Source organism: Mucilaginibacter sp. Mucisp86 (assembly GCF_047324315.1).
In the GTDB taxonomy this organism is placed as follows: domain Bacteria; phylum Bacteroidota; class Bacteroidia; order Sphingobacteriales; family Sphingobacteriaceae; genus Mucilaginibacter.
Map to the genome: position 1 here is coordinate 6,967,120 of NZ_CP168503.1, position 17,871 is coordinate 6,984,990.

Below are 17,871 nucleotides of genomic sequence, written 5' to 3' on the forward strand. Positions count from 1 at the left end.
AATAAAAAATCGTATCGTATTTATTGCAACTGGTCTAAAATAGGTTTACTCAATGCGGATATCTCTTTGTTTCCGGGCTTTAGCAGTTCAAAAATTAAAATTTCGTTTTTCCCGGTATGCAGCCACTCGCGGGGCACATATAAGGTTTGCTGAGGGCCCGTTCTCCAATACCTGCCTAAGTTGTGCCTGTTAATCCACACCACTCCTTTGCCCCAATCAGTCATATTAAGATAAGCATCCCCTAATACAGATAAGGAAAAGGTGCCCTTTTTCATAACAGGCGCATTTAAATCAAGTAAATCTATTTTTGGGGTGTAATGCCCCCATGTATTAAAAGGCAAAGGGAAATTTTGCCAGTTTTTCACTTCGTTATTCTGAAAAATCACTTTGCCCACAATGCCTTTTTTATTCTGTAATAAATATTTACCAAAATTGATGCGACCGAGGTTTTCAACCAAAATATCCAGTGTTACAGTTCCATCGGGCAGCCTGAGGCTCATACTGTCCAGCCCCGTACGGCGATCCAGGTTCCCGACCGTTTTCCCATTAATCATCACTACAGCGAAATCTCTAAGTTCTTTCACCTTTAGGACACCTGATTTTCCGCCTTCAATTTTTGTACGATATAGCATAAAACCATAATCAAGCTTCATATCCTCAAAGGTTAGCGGGCTTTCGCTGCTCTTGCCTTCAGGCTTTAAGTCGTTAAGGCCGGCTACATTTTCAAGCTCAATTTTGGGTATCGAAATGGTTGGCTTTGCCAAAGGAACAGGCGGCAAATTAGTACCAGCTGATAAATGCTTTTGAATTACATTTCTGAAGGCTACAAATTTGGGCGTGGGGTTTCCGGCTTCGTCAAGCGGCGCATCATAATCATAACTGCTGATTTGAGGTTCGAAGGGAGATTGGTCGTTATAATTGGCCCCATTCATAAAGCCTCTTGTCGTACCGCCATGAAACATGTACATATTTATAGAGATCCCGGCTGCGAGTACCGAATCCAGTTTACCGGTATATTGATCTGCCGGTACTGTATGATGTTTTGTGCCCCACCAGTCAAACCAGGCCGGGTACCATTCGGCGATATAATAAGGCCCTTTGCCATTGTGGTTTTGATTGATAAGTTCCTTTACTTTAGCCGGATCATCCAAACCATTAACTGCCGGAAGCAAACCCGGCAAATGGCCTTTTACCAGATCAGTAGCCGGATCACAGGTATATAACAACCCATCAAACCCGGCATCCTTAAACATTTTTTGATTAATGGCCAGGTACTCCTTATCAGCACCATATGATCCGTATTCATTTTCAATTTGCACCATCAGGATGTTACCACCGTGGTTTACCTGGTATGGCGACAATCTTTTGCCCAACTCTTTGATGTAACTTTCGTATTCACTTAAATACTGAGCGTTTTTACTTCTGACAATTAACCCATCTTCATTCTCCAGCCAATAGGGATAGCCGCCAAATTCCCATTCGGCACATACATAAGGACTTGGGCGTAAAATCACCCATAAACCTTCCTCCCGGGCTATTTTAATAAACTCAACGATGTCATTGTTACCCGAAAAGTCAAATTGCCCTTTCTGAGGTTCATGCAGGTTCCAAAAAACATAGGTACCTATGGTATTAAGTCCCATAGCTTTTGCCATTTTCATTCTGTCGCGCCAGGCTTCTCTTGGAATCCGGGGATAATGCAGTTCGCCGGAAATCATCTGGAAAGGCTTTCCATCTAAAAGAAAGTCTTTATCTCCTAAGGTAAATTGATGTTTAGATTGAGCTTTGGCCAGGTTACCAACACACAAAATGGCCGCTATAAAAAAAAGAGTAAATGATCTCATTAAAAAATATGTAAGTGTTATTGATTTACTAATTGGCGCATCACTGAAAATAACATGGTAGCAATTATGCTTACCTGATATTTTGGTTATTAGCTGATGTGCTAAAATGAATGTAAAATCAATTAATAAAAAGGGGGGTAACCAGCCAAATTGAAGGGACAAACCGCTAAAAACAGGCTAAAAAGTTCTTTTTCGAAGTTTTCGGCTAAGCTAAAGAAGATATCTGTATACGACGAGCAATAGATTGCCAACTGAATAATGTTCTTTTTACATTTTCAGATGGAGGGTGACCAAGCGGCTATCTATCGGTTTATTTCCTTTCGGCCCCTTGGTTAACCATGGCATTTTTGAAATTCTTTCTGAACTTTTTGATGTATTCGGAAGGTTTTAAATCAAACACCTTCTTAAACTGTTCGCGAAAATATTTGATGTCTTTTATTCCAACGGCGTAAGCGGTTTCCAATATATTTAAATCGCTGTGAACAAATAACTGCGCGGCTCTTCGCAACCTGATAGCCCTTATGAAGCTATTGGCCGGCTGCCCTGAAATCATTTTAATTTTCTTGTAGATCCCCGAATAAGACATATTTAATTCGGATGCTAAGGATTGCAGGTTAAAATCAGGATCAGTGATATGCTCTTCCACAATCCGGATACAGGAATCCAGGAATCGTTTGTATTCTATAGATATCGTGTGCGGGTTATTGTTCAGCGTAATTTCATTATAAAAATATTGCTGAAGTGTATTTCGGCTTTTAAGCAGTCCGCTAACTCTTGCTTTTAGGATATCTTTGTCAAAAGGTTTTCCGATATAATCATCTGCGCCACCTTCAATGCCCTTTAATTTAACCTCGTTTGATGCACTCGCGGTTAAAAGGATAACAGGGACATGAGAGGTGGTCATATTCTCTTTAATAGCGGCGCAAACTTCTATTCCGGTCATACCCTGCATCATTACGTCGCATATCACTATATCGGGCCATTGCTCATTAATAATTTTGATCCCATCCTCACCGTTTGGAGCTACAAGAACATTGTATTCAAGTTTAAATATCTGGCGGAGGTATTCTCTCATATCCTCGTGGTCATCGATAATTAGCAGCGTCTTGAGTTCAGACACTGATACCTCCTCACCTGGATCTTCCGTGGATATTATATCACTGGCTGTAGTTTCAGAATCTATCAGCTCCTGTAAAAACTCGGAAGTAGTTGTTGGTTGTTCTGAAATAATCTGATCTTTCAGATGTACTTTCCCTTTTTTTAAAGTGATTGTAAAGGCTGTCCCCTTTCCTGCCTCACTGTGATATTCAACGGTTCCGGCCTGACGCTCTACAAAATTTTTAACAAGGTAAAGTCCGAGCCCAAATCCACCGTTTGATGTACTGGCCAAATCAGATACCTGGTAAAACCGGCTAAAAAGCCTGTCGCCCACTTCAGATGGAATTCCGCAGCCCGTATCCTCAACAATTATTGAAACCGCCTTCTCAGATTCTTCTGCATAAATGCGAATTTTTCCGAGTTTTGGGGTGAACTTCATGGCGTTCGAAAGTAAATTAAACAGCACTATCTCTGTTTTTTCCCGGTCTATATAAACATTCAAGCAATCGCTTGATGATGCGAACTCAAGATGGATCTGTTTTCTTTTTGCTTCATGTACAAAACATAAATAAACCTCCTTACACAAATCGACTATATTAACATCATTTATTCTCAGCTGATCAGATTCTGATTCGGCCTTTTTGAAAAGAAGTAACTGATCTACCAGGCCTAATAGCCGGCGCGCGTTTCTGTAAACGATGGTTAAGTTGGAGGTATCCATCGCCTTTTTTTCATTATACAAAAGCTCCTTAATAGGATTAATGATTAACGTTAACGGCGTCCTGAACTCATGCGAAATATTGGTAAAGAAAGCAAGCTTACGTTCGCTGAGTTCCTTTTCCTTTTCGCTTTCATAATGAGCTATCTGGATTTCATATTTTAGTTTGGCCTGGCGGTCCCGGTATAAAAGATACAGATAAACTATCCCGCCAATAAATATAGCGTAAATGGTATAAGCCCACCATGTACGGTACCACGGCGGCGAAATAATGACGATCAGGGATTTAGGTATCCTGTTCCACACGCCATCATTGTTGCTTGCTATAACTTTAAATATATAAGTTCCGGGATTAAGGTTGGTATAGGTAACCCTTCGCTGGTTACCATTAAAATTCCATTTTTCGTCAAAGCCTTCCAGCTTATACCTGTAACCGTTTTTCTCTGAATGGGTATAGTTGAGCGAAACAAATTCAATAGAAAATACATTTTGATCATAATTCAGGAAAGCGGTATCTGCTGTGCCGACCGGCCTTTTCAATGGCGAATCCGCACCAGGCTTTACAGATTTATTAAACACCTGAAAATCGGTAAAATAAACCTGCGGGATTTTATCGTTCAATTTAATTTTTGACGGATCGAAAACCACGACGCCTGAATTCCCTCCTAAATAAATCTGTCCATCTGCAGATTTGTAAATAAGCGAATGCGAAAACACACCGTCACCCTCATCAAAATTAGTGATGGCTAACGTTTGGGGGGTAAACTTTGATACCCCGGTAGCAGAATTGATCCAAAGATTTCCCCGGTCATCTTCAACCACATTACTAAACACGTTGCTGGCAAATCCATTTTTACGTGAATAAGTAATAAAAGAATCACGTTCGGGAACGTATTTATTCAACCCATCGGCCGTGCAGATCCAGATATTCTTTTTACTATCCTCAAATACACAATGCACAATATTATTGCTCAGGCTACCTGCAATTTTATCATTATAGGTATAGTGGTGAAAAATCCCGGTTTTAGGGTCAAAACGATCAACCCCGTTTCCGCTTGTTCCAATCCATACATTGCCTTTGCTATCTTTTAAGAGATTATAAATATGGTTGCTCGCAATTGAGTTTGGATTTTTATCATCGTTATAATAATGCTTAAATTGCAGTGTTTCTTCATTGTAGATCTTTAAACCAGCATCTGTGGCGAGCCAATATTCATGCGGCCTTACTTCAAGAATATCCCTGAAAACATCTTCATTAAAGAAATTGCTCAGGGCTGAATGATGAAAGTGGTGTATAAACCTGTTGTTACTGCTGTCAAACTTATCAAACCCATTTTCGGTTGCTGCCCATAACACACCTCTGTTGTCTAAATATATTTTGCCAACCTGATTACTGCTGATACTTGACGGATCATTGGTATGCTGAAACAGCTTTTCTGTCTTTTTTATTAAATCAAACTGATAAAGCCCTTCGTTGGTTGCCAGCCACAACATATTGCCTTGCAATAACATGCTTTTTGCTTCGCGCGGTGCAATTGATAAGGGGATGAAGCGGAATTTGTATTGTGTAAAATCAACTTTTGTTAAAGCGTCTTTACCGCAAAGCCACATGATCCCCGCTCCATCATTATAAATGTAACCATCGGCAGTACTATTAACGTTGCCAATTTTTCGCCATTGGCCATTACCCTTATTTATAAAATAGAAACCGCCGTTACTTCCAACAACCAGGGTGGAGTCATTAGCCTTATCAATGCTAAAGGCCCCTATGTTGATATTATCGTGGCTTGAAAACCGGGTGTATTGCTGATTTTGAGGATTAAAACAAAAAAGGCCGCTCCAATAGGTACCCACCCAAATGCAGCCGTCTTTTTGATCGTAAAAAAGGCTCCAAATATCGTTGGGGCTCTTCTTAAGCAGAGATTCGGTTTGCGGATAATTACTGAAATGCTTACTAACCTTATCGAATTTATTTAAGCCACCGTTCCAGTTTCCTAACCACAGGTTTTTCTTATCATCCTCAACAATTGCATTTACCGATTTGCCTTTTATGGAAAATCGATCACCCGGATTAGGTTTATAACTAATGAATGATCGCTTATTGGCCACATATTGATTAAAACCATCGTCTGTACCTATCCAGATCGTTCCTCCCCTATCGCAGAAAACAGAGAAAATCTTATTGTTACTTACCGACTCTCTGATCTTATCGCTATGATAAAACCGTTCAAATTTCTCTGTATTGGGATCCAAAACATTTAAGCCGTCCATTGTCCCAACCCATATCTTTCCGTTTTTATCTTCGGCCAGCGCACTGATAAAATTTGAACTTATACTTGATGTGTTTCCGGGAATGTTTACTAAACTTTCAAAAGTATAGCCATCAAACTTACAAAGCCCGTTATCTGTTCCTATCCACATATATCCCCGCCTGTCTTTAAGTGCCACTGTTACATTTTCGGATGGCAGCCCATCATGAGTGGTGTATGATTTTAACGCAAAATTCCTTACATCATTGGTTGAAAAGGTTTCCGGAACCTGCGCGTTCACAGCAGTTACAAACAGGAGGTCAATCAGGAAAAACAAGACAGCTTTATACATAAATCCGTTATCACTTTTAATTAGATAAATACAACACACCGTATTAACACTAACAATTTTTACAGTATAAGTTAGGCTTCACAACCTTTGCTTCGTCAGGTTATTCACTAAATATTGTACTTAATACACTTATAACCTTCGGAATAAAGACAATTCAGCAATATAAGAATGGATCTTGTTAGCTGTACTACAAGTGCCGACGAATAATCTTTTAATGTCGAAGTATTAAATTTTTGTTTGATACATTTTCCTCTTCGGATCATTAATAATCAAGCATCGTTTATTCTTCAATAAATGATCCACAATCCCCTTAAATTTTGGCAGAAGCTCTCGTCTTATCCTGAAGCATTAAGTTTATAAGGCATCCAAATGTAAATAATTATTAATTGTATTTATAACAATAATTTTAAACAAACAGCATTGATGCGCAATTTAAATCAGCTGAGAAAAAAGAGATAAAAAAGCTGAGCTATTGTGTTAAAAACGAATAAAATGCCACTTTATCCCCGCAATATTGAGGCTTTACCCCCTTTTCAGTTTCTGCTTTTTAAAAGAAATTAGGTCAACCATATAAACACGGATTTTCCATTTCCATTATTACTTACAGCCATTTTTATTGGCTAATTAAATTACTGACCGTTACATCCGGCAGTAATTGAGGGTTAGTTATTGGCCAGGGAAAATCTGATTTTTTTCAAGACATCTACCATGAGAATATTTGAACTGTGTCTGAATATGCATTCGGTTAGTTTACAGCTAACCGATATAATCCCCTTCGTGTTAAAACAGGGAAGAGCTCCGCCGTATTTAAAATCAAAACTGATTGACCAAAAGAAGTAATTATTTAACACCTAATATAAACACATGAGAAAAAATTTAACTACCGGGGCACTGAGCTGCCTGTTAGCCCTGGCGATGGGCTGTTCTAAAAATTCTATTCAAAAAAGCGCCGACCTGTCGGGCCAAAAGTTTGGAAAACAATCATTTGCCCTTTCAACTACCAACACAAACGGTTTCAGGGGTATTAACTGGGCCGACCCCAATGGAAACGAGGGTGACGGAAGGGTTGTGCTGCCCAGCGGTATGACGACATCGCTTACTGCAACACAAGCCGCTACTTTGGCAACCAATATATCCAGTGCTGTTAAAACAAGTGGTGGTACCACTATCAGGATGCCAATAAACCCCTGGACCGCCTCAAACTCAACTTATTGGCCGGTTTACCAGGCTGCAATTAACGCAGTTGTGGCCAATGGCTGCAAAGTAATACTTTGTTACTGGCCGGTTGGTGTTCACCACGTGCCTGATACTGCACAATGGCATACCATGTGGACAACGGTAAACAATGTATATAAAAACAACACATCCGTGTTATATGAACCTATCAACGAGCCTGTTGATTATTCAAGTACCGATTTGAATAACCTATATGCAGGCTTTTTAACCACTTACAGCCCGGCCGATGGGAAATGTATTTTTGATGGTACCGGTTATGCCGCCGACGTAACTGCTGTTGGTGCCGATTCAAGGTTAGCCAACCAATATCTTGGTTTACACTGCTACTGGTGGTTCTGGGGTTCATACAACGTTTGGTCGAGCTATTACAATATCATGTCGGCCCGTACAGGCTCATACGCCTCACGTACCATAGTTACCGAGGTTGGTATCGAAACATTCAGGAACATGAGTTTCTGGTGGCAATGGGATACCGGTGTATATGTTGACCAGGCTTTCCTGACCGGATCACTGGCTTATGCCAAAGACAACTCGATGGGAACAATAGCCTGGTCGGGTGTTAATGATATTGATACCTATCGCTGGTATACAGCAAACAATAACCTTACCGAGGTTAGCCCTGGTACGGCAAATATGTTCAGGTGGTCATGGCAACTTTCTGCTTCGCCGGTTTGGATAGGCCCTATTGCCGACGGCCGGTATAAGCTTCAAAACCGCGCATCGGGCCTCATGCTTGACAACCTGGGTAGCACAACCGATGGCGCAGCTGTAGCTCAATGGGCATCAGGAACAAGCAACAACCAAAAATGGAATATAAGCTATACTGCCGGTTACTACACCTTAAGCTGCGTAACTGGTAAAGAATGTCTTGACGTGGGCACCAATACCACCGACGGATCAAATGTTTTGCAATATGTAGTAGGCACAAGTACAAACCAACGCTGGTCGCTCGTTTCAACCGGAGATGGTTATTACAGGGTAATTAACCTTACCACAGGTAAATGCCTTGATACCGGAGGTTTAACTGCCAATGGATCAGCTGTACAGCAATGGTACCAGGGTTCAAGTTACAATCAGCAATGGAAGCTTATTGCTCAATAAAAACACTACGTTAATTGCCGTAAATAAGCAGTTAACTTTAGTTTGCCCCTTAAAAACAACAAAAAATGCTGTCTCAAAATGACAGCATTTTTTGTTGTTTTATAACGTGTGGACATCTCTTTAATGATTTTATTATTAATAGCAATGCGACGTCATTTCGAACGAACCAGCCGAGGTTGCGTTGAGGGGTGAGGGGAAATCTTCTACGCCTTGTTATTAACCGCAATGATCTGCACACTGTATAAGATTTCACATCATTCCTTTCCATTCCCGCCCCTCAAAGGTTCGAAATGACATTTTCTTTTAGTTGAAAAAGGTTTGTAAACACGATAGCGGGGATACAATATCATCGGAGTACATATTTTATAGAAAAAACACATTCTCTAATATTTCGCGAATAGTAACGAGCCTCTCGATTGTAAACAAAAGAGATACAGAATTAAAACAAAGCCCCCGATAGACAAACGCTACCGAGGGCTTTATTGTTAAAACAAATAGGCAGTTACATCAATTAACTATGTAACGCCAGGCATCTTAATATCCAGGATTGTTAGGCAACAATTTATTATTAATATCGATATCAGCCTGAGGTACCGGCCATAACCATCCTTTACCTGCGTCGAATGTTCTGGTATCTAACTTAACCTGGCTAAATTTCCAGGTAGAAGAGCTTGCCGGGTTGCTCAACAATGATTTGTCGTAACCATATACGTCATGAACCAGCGACTGATCCTTCCAGCGTAACATATCGGCGTATCTGGTACCTTCCATAAAAAACTCCACCCTGCGCTCGTGGCGTAAAACGGCACGTAATTGCGTCTGGCTTAAGCCGGAACCTTCTACCGCTTCAACCGTTGGCATACCTACCCTCCCGCGTACCTGGTCAATAAGCGTATAGATCTCTGCCGCAGTGCTACCGGATTCAATTAATGCCTCGGCACGCATCAGCAATACATCGGCATAACGCATTAAAATGGTATTGAGCGAGCAATTATTAGGGTCGGCAATGCCAATTGCTGCATATTTGCGGGGCCGTGCGCCCGACGGCACCACATCATTAGCAGGGATATAAGTGGTTGAACCCCACTGAGAGCCCGGTAACACAACTGAAGCAGCCAACCTTGGATCGCGATTAACATAAGGGGTTTGCGCATTGTATCCTGAAGCCGAATTAGTGATCGGCAAGCCGTTGGTCATGTAGTATGAATTGATCAGATCGGCAGTAACATTTGGTGTTGGCCAAACGCTTAAAGATAGCGCAGATGACGGCCAGGGTTGCGGCTGCGTGGTTGGTATATATTGGATATCAAAAATCACCTCGCTATTGTCTTCATTCGCTTCGTCAAACAACAAACCATAATTAGAATATAAACTGTAAGCTTTAAGATTGATCACATCCTGCGCTGCCTGTGCCGCATCGGCCCACTTTTCATTATACAAAAGCACTTTTGCTTTATAGGCCAGGGCCGCCCCTTTGGTTGCACGGCCAACATCAGAACCAGAATAAGAAGTTGGCAGTGCAGCAGCAGCATCTGTTAGGTCAGTTACGATCTGCGTCAGCACGGTAGCTTTGGCCGTTCTGGAAACATAGGCTTCCGAAAGCGATTGAACTTTGGTAATTAAAGGCACATCTCCAAAATAGGAGATTAGATCGGCATAGGCATAACCACGTAAAAACTTCGCTTCTGCCGCCATCTGGCTTTTTACAGTAGCATCGATATCTGCTGCGGCAACATCCTGCAAAAACTCGTTGGCTCTTGAAATGATGGTATAATCCTGTGTCCATTTGGCATAAGGGGCCCAACTGTTGGTTGTTGTTTGCCAGGCTCCAACTTCTTTTGAGCCCTGCCATGCATCCTGGCAATAAGCATTGTCCGACTCAAATTCAAACTGAAAAAAATGAGCAGGTGTTGCATTGGGCTGTATCGCATTGTAAATGCCAACCAGTGCCATTTTTACCTGGGTTTCGTTTTGGTAGAACGTTGATGGAGACAGACGGTCTTTAGGCGTCTTGTCCAAAAGGTCTTTTTTGCAGCCTGCAAGATTAATAACAGCTAATACGATTAAGACTTTATATATAGTTTTCATGATTTTATCATTTAGAAATTAACATTTACGCCTGCGGTCATCACACGAACCTGCGGATATGCTTCGGCCCTTGTTTGATCTGTGGTTTGTTCCGGGTCGAATCCTTTGAATTTGGTAAACGTGAAAGCGTTTTGCACGTTCGCATAGATCCTGAGCGAGCTTAAGCCAATTTTCTTAATAGCAGCAGGGCTTAAAGTGTATCCCAGTTCAATATTTTTAATCCTCAGATAGGATGCATTTTCCACATAGAAGGAAGAGTGAATATTGTTTCTTACACCATCCAATGTAAGGCGCGGATAAGTATTAGATGGATTTTGCGGCGTCCACCTGTTTAACCACCATGTACCAAGGTTGGCAAAGCCGCTAAAAGGCGAAGCTATTTCATAATAGGTATAACCCTGCATGCCTTGTACGCCCTGCAAAAATGCGCCCAGGTCAAAACCTTTCCAGGCCACATTAAAGTTGAAAGCATAAGTCACGCTTGGAAACTGCTTTCCGATGATTTTGCGGTCATGAGTTTGGTCAACTATGCCATCGCCATTAAGGTCGGCATATTTGATATCTCCGGGTTGCGCGTTGTAATCGCTTACTTTAACTACACCAGGTTTAAGGGTATAAGTACGGTTGGCATAAGGGATGGATGCATCACTGTTGTTTTGCCATGTAAAATCAGAAATCTGATAAATACCTGTCATTTGATAACCGTAGAATGAATTTATAGCAGAACCAACAACAATAGCTTTTGGAGAAGTAAACTGCGGAGGCACATTCATAGCAAGGATCTTGTTGACAATGTGCGATACATTCAACGAAGTCCTTAGCTTAATACCATTATCAAACGCCTTTCTATACGAGATTCCGAGTTCAAAACCCTTGTTTTGCACCTCACCTGCATTTGCCGTTGGCGCCGATTGGGCTATTGTTAACGGAATCGGCTGCGTTAACAGCAGGTTCTTAGTCCTTTTATCAAAATAATCGGCAGTAATTTCAATGTTATTATGCAAAGAGATGTCGAGACCCAAATCAAGCTGTTGAGCTGTTTCCCATGTCAAATCTTTGTTAGTCATTGCTGTAATGGCAACACCAGAGTAAAGGGTTCCGCCGAACGAATAGTTCTGACCCGAGCTCAATATATCACTGCCATTATAGTAATTACTGATATTTTGATTACCCAAACGCCCCCATGAAGCACGAACCTTTGCAAAGTCAAGCCAAGTCAGGCCTTTCATGAAATTTTCCTTCGACAATACCCAGGCTGCTGAGAATGATGGAAATGTACCCCATTGCCTCCCTTGTGCAAACCTGGAAGAACCATCTCTCCTGATATTGGCCTCAAATAAATATTTATCGTCAAAAGCATAACTGAAACGACCAAAAAGCGAGCGGAGGCCAAGATCATAGCTACCTGCATTATTAGTTTGTGTAGCTGCGTCGCCAAGGTTCAATACGCGTTGTGAATTGTTTACAAAATTTGCACGATAGCCGCTTTGCCAGTCATAGGTAAACTCCTCTTCGCTATAACCACCTAATAAATTGAATGAATGATGATTGATCGTCTTATTGTATTTCAACAAACCGGTAAGCAAAGAGTGACCATCAATTTCGCTTGTGGTGGTTAAATTGGAAGCTAATTGCGTAGACGTTCCGTTTTGGTTTTGCAAAGTTACGTTAGCATGAAAAGCATTGCCATTGGTAGAGGTAACATTGTAACCGTAAGTAAGCTGCGCACTTAAGCCGGGTAAAATTTTATATTCCGCTTCGGCCTGGCCACTAAAATTATAGCGTTTTGTAAGGTTAGTGCTGCCTTCTTTAATTTCCCCGTAATAGTTGCGTTCGCCATTAACAGAAACCCAGTTACCGTTGGCATCTTTAAGTGGATGTATTGGTGCAAGTGTTGCGTACCATTCGGCATTCCAAAGATCGGTCGGTTCATTTTTTATCCCTACGTTGCCGGATATATTGCCGGAAACACGAAGTTTTTTATCTTTCAGGTGATAGCTGTCAAGATTAAGACGGAAGTCTGTTTTCTTATAGTTAGTCGCAACCAAAATACCGTCCTGGTCCAAATGGCCCAGCATAAAGGAATAGTTTACGTTGTCGCTTCCCCCGGTTGCGCTTACACGGTGATTTTGCATGTAAGCATTACCATAGTATACATCAAAATAATTGATATCCGGGTACATGGGGTTGTTGTGGGCAGCGTACTTTTGAATGGTTGAATCGGCATATAACGGAGCCGAACCTGTATTTACAGCCGCTTCATTGTAAAGCGTTGTATATTGAACAGAATTTAACACCTTGGGCAACCTTGTAGGGCTCTGGATACCAGCATATCCGCTATAGTTAACCTTAACTTTGCCTGCTGATCCACGTTTGGTGGTAATTAATATAACACCATTTGCAGCGCGGCTACCATAGATGGCAGATGATGCAGCATCCTTCAGTACTGAAATTGACTGAACATCATTGGGATTTACGTCTCCAATGGTTCCAGGAAAACCGTCAACCAAAACTAAAGGGGAATTATCTCCAAATGTTCCTACGCCGCGGATGTCTATTACAGTATTGTCATCTCCTGGCTTACCCGAGCTTTGCAGCGCAAACACGCCAGAAACAGTACCCTGTAATGCCTGACTGGTATTGGTTAAAGGCCTGCTTTCCAGGTCCTGCGTGTTTACGATACCTACAGATCCTGTCAGGTTTTCTTTCTTCTGCGTTCCGTAACCTACCACCACCACATCGTTCAGGGTTTTCATTGATGGTTTAAGTTTTATTGCAATATCAGTTTTCCCGTTAACTGCAATTTCAACTTTCTCATAGGAGATATAAGTTACAACGAGCACAGCATTTTCGGGCACATTGCTAAGTTGAAAGTTGCCTTTTACGTCGGTTAGGGCACCTTTATTGGTTCCCTTTACACTGATAGACACCCCTACCAGCGGCAGATCATTAGTGGCATCTACAACAGAACCTTTTACAGTAATTGCAGCCTTATCTGCAGCAGTATGAGCAATTATCGGCTTGTTGTGGTGAGTTACCAAATTCGGGGCTGATGCGTTAGCACCTATTGGCAGTATCAATAGTGCCAAAGCATTAAATGTGGTGCGGAAACCCCTGGAATACAAATAATTTGAAATAAGTAATTTTCGTTTCATAATTGGGTTATAAATAATTTAAATTGTTGGGTTGGATTGGCGGGGCAATAAGTATGTCAACGCAACCAGCAATAGGCCGCCAACAACCGAAAAGCATAACTTTCACAGTTGCCAAAATCAACCATAACATACAATTGCCCGGAGCCAGGCATATGACCTGGCATTTTGTGGAGTGTTTTTGATTAAGATGCCCGCGGTTTCCCTTTCTCTGGAGCATACGCTACTTTCAGAATTTGTCTCATGTTGGTTTTATTAAAAGAATAATTGGTTAACACGATGATCATTTCGACGCGACCAATCGTGAAGGCAAAGTCTTTTAAAAACACAGAAAACAAAAGGGGCTAAACAGCAAAAAAGGGGGGACAAAGAGGCAATATCAGGTCACGAAACCAATATCGATGATCTCTGATTAAAAGAACATGCAAAAAAGTAACGTATTTCTAAATCAAGGACGTGGTAATAGGCACAGTTGGCACCGTACCTCAGTGCAGGATTTCCAGATAATATAGGAAGATAAAACATTTTCAAGCCGATATCCTGCAGAGAAAAATCGGCCAAAGCTATTTACTGCTTAACCATTTTATAGTGTTTAATCCCGGCTTCTTCAAACTCAGGCCCGGATGCTTCAAAACCTAGTTTTGAATAAAACGGCACCGCGTGTGTTTGTGAGTTGAGATAAACGTAATTGGCGTCAGCGGGTAAATCGGCCAATACAGCTTTTACCAGTTCGGCTCCGATACCAAATCCCCTGAAAGCTTTTAACACGGCAAAACGCTCAAGTTTGTATCCGTTATCTGTTTTACGCCAGCGGCATGCACCGGCTGGTTCGCCATCAACAGTAGCCAAAAAATGATGAGATACATCTTCATGTTCATACTCCAGCTCTGGCGGGCAGTTTTGTTCAATAACAAATACTTCGTGCCTTATAGCGTGCACCTTATCAAGATCAGTTTGTTCCGTTGCTTTTTTTACTGTGATTTTTGCGGGCATTGATGTAATGCGGTTTTGTTTTGAAATTATTAAGCTTGGTAGTATGGTTTTCCCTTGCAGCATCTATGGAGTGCGTGCAAGTAATATCGTCTTCCTCTTCGGCAAGCCCGGCCAGTTCTACATAAAACTTATGCAGTTGATCGAGTTCCTTTTCAGTGATATCTTCAATATCAACCATGCGGTTACTTGCTCCCTGGTGTGATGCAAGGAGCTCGTTCAGTTTCAAATGTATCGCTTTTGAATCTTTGTTTTGCGATTTCTGGATCAAAAAAACCATCAGGAAGGTAACTACCGTAGTACCCGTATTGATAACCAGCTGCCAGGTATCCGAATAGTGAAACAAGGGCCCTGTTATCCCCCAAACAATGATAACGCCGAACGCCGTAATAAATGCGCCGGAACTTCCGGTAGCTATAGTTGCCCAATTGGCAAAACGTTCAAATAAATTCTTTTTCTTGTTATTAATTTTAACCATTTGCAGCAGATTTTATTTTTTTGATTGGGGACGCTTGCTGCCTGTAAACAACAAAGCGCCTGTACAACAAATGTACAGGCGCTTTTGTTAGTTTTTGATGAATATTATAATTTGCTGTATACGTCGATACAGTTAAGGTCTTCGAAAGCTACAGAAAGCCTTTTTACAAAGTTTTCTTCGCCTTTACGTAACCAAACGCGCGGATCGTAGTATTTTTTGTTTGGAGAATCCTCACCATCCGGGCTGCCGATCTGGCTTTGCAGGTATCCTTCTTTTGATTTGTAGTAATCTTTAATACCTTCCCAGTATGCCCATTGCATATCGGTATCAATATTCATTTTGATAGCACCGTATGAAATAGCCTCGCGGATTTCTTCCTGGCTTGAACCAGAACCACCGTGGAATACAAAGTTGATAGGTTTTTCGGCAGTTAAACCAAATTTTTGTTTAACATACTCTTGTGAGTTATGCAAAATAACCGGCTGTAACTTAACGTTACCTGGTTTGTAAACACCATGTACGTTACCAAAAGCAGCAGCTACGGTAAAACGAGGGCTTACTTTTGAAAGGTGCTCGTATGAGTAAGAAACCTCTTCTGGTTGAGTATACAAACGAGAGCTGTCAACGTCAGAGTTGTCAACACCATCTTCCTCGCCACCGGTAACACCTAATTCAATTTCAAGAGTCATACCCATTTTAGCCATACGCTCAAGGTATTTAGCCGAAATTTCGATATTCTCTTCAATAGGCTCTTCCGAAAGGTCAAGCATGTGTGATGAGAACAAAGGTTTGCCTGTTTCAGCAAAAAATTTCTCGCCATGATCTAACAAGCCATCAATCCAGGGTAATAATTTCTTAGCGGCATGGTCTGTATGCAAAATAACTGCTACGCCATAATGCTCTGCCAAAAGGTGAACGTGCTTTGCAGCAGATACACCACCTAAAATACAAGCCTGAAGTTTTGAATTATCCAATGATTTGCCGGCGTAAAACTGTGCACCGCCATTTGACAGCTGAATAATAACCGGAGAGTTAACAGCTTTAGCTGTTTCCATAACAGCATTGATAGTGTTAGTACCAATAACGTTTACTGCCGGTAAAGCAAACTGATGCTTTTTTGCTGCTTCAAATAGTTCCTGCACCTGATCGCCGTGCAGAACACCTCTATAATTTTTTAAATCCATTAGCGTTTATTTGGGGCTCGAAGTTATAAAATTTATTGAAATCGGTTAAGTAATCTTAAAAGTATATTAAAACGGTAGTAAAAATAGGCTTAATTTGAAAATATGATATAATTCATTAATAATCCAATCCTTTTATTACGAAAATAGCATTTAAAAAGTATTTTAAATTTCGGCAAACAATTTACCCTACCATAACTTTTTATATCCGGCACTACATGTTTAATATTTTTTGTTTCTTTGTACCCAATTGAAAGAGTTAGACACAGATATGGCATGGTTTAAACGAGAGTTGAAAGGGATAATTACGACTACTGAGGAAAAGAAGGAAGCCCCCGATGGCATCTGGAATAAATGCCCTAATTGTAAGAAACCTTTACACTATTCAGAACAGGTAGAAAATCAATATGTGTGCCATTACTGTGGCTTCCACCTGCGCATAGGTTCAAAAGAATATTTTTCGGTACTATTTGATAATAACGAGTTTACAGAACTTTTCCCGGAGCTTACTTCTGGCGATCCGCTACATTTTGAGGACACCAAAAAGTACACCGACAGGCTTAAAGAAACTCAAAAGAAAACTGGTTTAAATGATGCGATCAGAGCCGGCGTAGGTAAAATTGACGGTCAGGACCTGGTAATTGCCTGTATGGATTTTAACTTCATTGGCGGCTCAATGGGATCGGTTGTTGGTGAAAAGATAGCACGTTCTATTGATTACAGTATCGAGCATAAGGTTCCATTTCTGATGATCTCAAAATCGGGTGGTGCACGTATGATGGAAGCCGCGTTTTCATTAATGCAAATGGCTAAAACATCGGCTAAACTGGCTTTACTGGCCCAGGCAAAAGTTCCGTATATTTCTTTACTTACCGACCCAACTACAGGTGGCGTAACTGCGTCATATGCTATGTTAGGCGATATCAATATTGCCGAACCAGGTGCGCTGATAGGCTTTGCAGGCCCGAGGGTAATTAAAGAAACCATCAAAAAAGACCTCCCTAAAGGTTTCCAAACCGCCGAATTTGTGCAGGAACACGGTTTCCTTGACTTTATCGTTGACAGAAGAGAAATGAAAGAGAAATTAGCGTCATTTATTAAGATGATGGCTAATTAACGATATAATCAATCTTATATGGCAAGGGATAAACTTAAATGTTTATCCCTTATTTTTTGTATCAGTTTTTTTTAAAATTGATGTCATTTCGATTGAGCGTGGAATGGCCAGGGCGGGGTGCCAAAGAGAAATCTTATACGCTATGTAAATCCGCTTTGCATGGCGTAGAAGATTTCTCCTCACCCCGGCACACAATCCCTTGGCCGGTTCGTTGGGAATGACATTTTTCTTTGCTCGCAATAGATTAAATAAGCGCCTCTTTCAATC

9 protein-coding genes are annotated in these 17,871 nt (G+C 41.1%); 2 read left to right on the forward strand and 7 right to left on the reverse strand.

Going from position 1 to position 17,871, the window contains the following annotated elements:
* Nucleotides 1–20: 20 nt before the first annotated feature.
* Both ACEN9X_RS28685 and ACEN9X_RS28690 read right to left on the reverse strand, forming a co-directional pair.
* On the reverse strand, nt 21–1,844 hold the full coding sequence (locus ACEN9X_RS28685) for a glycoside hydrolase family 35 protein (protein WP_413668402.1): 1,824 nt from the start codon (nt 1,842–1,844) through the stop codon (nt 21–23).
* A gap of 310 nt (nt 1,845–2,154) precedes the next feature.
* Complete coding sequence (locus ACEN9X_RS28690) at nt 2,155–6,261, reverse strand: two-component regulator propeller domain-containing protein (RefSeq protein WP_413668403.1); 4,107 nt, start codon at nt 6,259–6,261, stop codon at nt 2,155–2,157.
* An 864-nt stretch (nt 6,262–7,125) separates the two neighbouring features.
* Here ACEN9X_RS28690 and ACEN9X_RS28695 point away from each other — a divergent pair.
* Complete coding sequence (locus ACEN9X_RS28695; RefSeq protein WP_413668404.1) at nt 7,126–8,598, forward strand: RICIN domain-containing protein; 1,473 nt, start codon at nt 7,126–7,128, stop codon at nt 8,596–8,598.
* A gap of 534 nt (nt 8,599–9,132) precedes the next feature.
* On the opposite strand, the gene ACEN9X_RS28700 is transcribed toward ACEN9X_RS28695, so the two are convergent.
* The 5 genes from ACEN9X_RS28700 to fbaA all read right to left on the reverse strand — a co-directional run bounded on the left by ACEN9X_RS28700 (nt 9,133) and on the right by fbaA (nt 16,490).
* Complete coding sequence (locus ACEN9X_RS28700) at nt 9,133–10,686, reverse strand: RagB/SusD family nutrient uptake outer membrane protein (protein ID WP_413668405.1); 1,554 nt, start codon at nt 10,684–10,686, stop codon at nt 9,133–9,135.
* An 11-nt stretch (nt 10,687–10,697) separates the two neighbouring features.
* Nucleotides 10,698–13,841: a SusC/RagA family TonB-linked outer membrane protein gene (locus ACEN9X_RS28705; protein WP_413668406.1), complete on the reverse strand. Its 3,144-nt coding sequence runs from the start codon at nt 13,839–13,841 to the stop codon at nt 10,698–10,700.
* Between the two features lie 564 nt (nt 13,842–14,405).
* Nucleotides 14,406–14,831, reverse strand: a complete 426-nt coding sequence (locus ACEN9X_RS28710) for a GNAT family N-acetyltransferase (protein WP_413668407.1) — start codon at nt 14,829–14,831, stop codon at nt 14,406–14,408.
* A complete protein-coding gene (locus ACEN9X_RS28715) occupies nt 14,788–15,306 on the reverse strand; it encodes a low affinity iron permease family protein (protein WP_413668408.1) in 519 nt (172 codons plus the stop codon). Before ACEN9X_RS28715 ends, ACEN9X_RS28710 begins: the two co-directional genes overlap by 44 nt.
* A gap of 104 nt (nt 15,307–15,410) precedes the next feature.
* Nucleotides 15,411–16,490 (reverse strand): class II fructose-bisphosphate aldolase, encoded by a 1,080-nt coding sequence (fbaA, locus tag ACEN9X_RS28720; protein ID WP_112571736.1) that lies wholly within the window; start codon nt 16,488–16,490, stop codon nt 15,411–15,413.
* A gap of 268 nt (nt 16,491–16,758) precedes the next feature.
* Between fbaA and accD the strand changes: the two genes are divergently transcribed.
* Nucleotides 16,759–17,604, forward strand: a complete 846-nt coding sequence (gene accD, locus ACEN9X_RS28725) for an acetyl-CoA carboxylase, carboxyltransferase subunit beta (protein ID WP_413671167.1) — start codon at nt 16,759–16,761, stop codon at nt 17,602–17,604.
* Nucleotides 17,605–17,871: the final 267 nt, after the last annotated feature.

Coding starts and splice junctions, on each gene's coding strand:
- ACEN9X_RS28685 (WP_413668402.1), bottom strand. CDS start 1,844: ATGAGATCATTTACTCTTTTTTTTATAGCGGCCATTTTGTGTGTTGGT.
- ACEN9X_RS28690 (WP_413668403.1), bottom strand. CDS start 6,261: ATGTATAAAGCTGTCTTGTTTTTCCTGATTGACCTCCTGTTTGTAACT.
- ACEN9X_RS28695 (WP_413668404.1), top strand. CDS start 7,126: ATGAGAAAAAATTTAACTACCGGGGCACTGAGCTGCCTGTTAGCCCTG.
- ACEN9X_RS28700 (WP_413668405.1), bottom strand. CDS start 10,686: ATGAAAACTATATATAAAGTCTTAATCGTATTAGCTGTTATTAATCTT.
- ACEN9X_RS28705 (WP_413668406.1), bottom strand. CDS start 13,841: ATGAAACGAAAATTACTTATTTCAAATTATTTGTATTCCAGGGGTTTC.
- ACEN9X_RS28710 (WP_413668407.1), bottom strand. CDS start 14,831: ATGCCCGCAAAAATCACAGTAAAAAAAGCAACGGAACAAACTGATCTT.
- ACEN9X_RS28715 (WP_413668408.1), bottom strand. CDS start 15,306: ATGGTTAAAATTAATAACAAGAAAAAGAATTTATTTGAACGTTTTGCC.
- fbaA (WP_112571736.1), bottom strand. CDS start 16,490: ATGGATTTAAAAAATTATAGAGGTGTTCTGCACGGCGATCAGGTGCAG.
- accD (WP_413671167.1), top strand. CDS start 16,759: ATGGCATGGTTTAAACGAGAGTTGAAAGGGATAATTACGACTACTGAG.